This window comes from Streptomyces sp. NPDC097617 (genome assembly GCF_044761485.1).
Classification (GTDB): Bacteria; Actinomycetota; Actinomycetes; order Streptomycetales; family Streptomycetaceae; genus Streptomyces.
On the sequence record NZ_JBIWCL010000084.1, the window covers coordinates 1 to 1,405 of the forward strand.

A 1,405-nucleotide genomic window follows, 5' to 3' on the forward strand; every position below is an offset into this window, starting at 1 on the left:
GATGGTGTCCCGTGGAGTGGTGTAGCTGATCTTGGCTGGGAAGTGCGCCGTCTGGGTGCTCCCGCGTGCATCGGCTGTGGGGGAATGCTCCCTGAAACGGGGCAGGCCACCGTGCAAATGTCCTTGGTGAACGGGCAGTTCAACCCAAGGAGTGCACGGTGGCCTTGTCCCAGCATGACCTACTTCGCCTGCTCGAGTCACTACGTTCGGCAGACGGTCTCGAACTCGTCCGCGAGGTCGCCCAGCGGTTGCTGCAGGAACTGATCGAGGCCGAGGCCACCGCACGGATCGGCGCCGAGTGGGGCGAACAGGCCGAGACCCGCACCGCCTATCGCAACGGGCACCGGGAGAAGACCGTGACCACGCAGGCCGGCGACCTCGAACTCGCGATCCCCAAATTACGGGCCGGAAGCTTCTTCCCGAGCCTGCTCGAGCGCCGGCGCCGCATCGACCAGGCCCTCTACGCCGTGGTCATGGAAGCCTACGTCCACGGCGTGTCCACCCGGTCCGTTGACGACCTGGTCAAAGCCCTCGGCTCGGACACCGGTATATCGAAGAGCGAGGTCTCCCGGATCTGCGCCGGCCTCGACGAGGAACTCGACGTCTTCCGGGCCCGGCCGCTGGACCACATCCGGTTCCCTTACCTCTTCCTCGACGCCACCTACGTCAAAGCGCGCGTCGAGCACCGGATCGTCTCCCAGGCCGTCGTGATCGCGACCGGCGTCACCGAAGACGGCGGCCGTGAGGTCCTCGGCGTCATGGTCGGCGACAGCGAGACCGAAGTCTTCTGGAGCCAGTTCCTGCGTCACCTGCGAGAACGCGGACTTACCGGCGTCCGCCTGGTGATCTCCGACAGCCACAGCGGCCTGGTCAAGGCGATCCGGAAAGTCATGATCGGCGCCGCCTGGCAACGCTGCCGCGTCCACTTCGTCCGCAACGTCTTCTCCGTGATCCCCAAAGGGTCCGCGGAGATGGTCGCCGCAACGATCCGCACCCTGTTCGCCCAGCCCACGGCCGAAGCCGTCCGGACTCACCTCGACACCGTCGCGGACATGCTCGGCAAGCAGTTCCCCAAAGTCAAGGAGATGCTCCTCTCCGCGAAGGAGGACCTGACCGCGTTCGCGGACTTCCCGCACCAGCACTGGAAGAAGATCCAGTCGACCAACCCGCTCGAACGACTGAACCGGGAGATCAAACGACGCTCCGACGTCGTCCAGGTCTTCCCGAACCCCGCCGCCGTCAGCCGCCTGGCCACCGCCGTCCTCACCGAACTCCACGACGAATGGATCGCCTTCCCCCGCCGCTACCTCTCCATCGAAAGCATGGACAGCCTCTATCCAGACACCGGAACCCAGCTACCCGACACCACCCAAAGATCAGCTACACCACTCCAAGGGACATGACC

General features: G+C 65.3%; 1 protein-coding gene. It reads left to right on the plus strand.

Annotated elements, in window-relative coordinates; translation table 11 throughout:
• Window positions 1-164 precede the first annotated feature (164 nt).
• Entirely contained in the window at window positions 165-1,403 is a 1,239-nt protein-coding gene (locus ACIQZO_RS40495) for an IS256 family transposase (RefSeq protein ID WP_403636435.1), read from the plus strand.
• Window positions 1,404-1,405 lie beyond the last annotated feature (2 nt).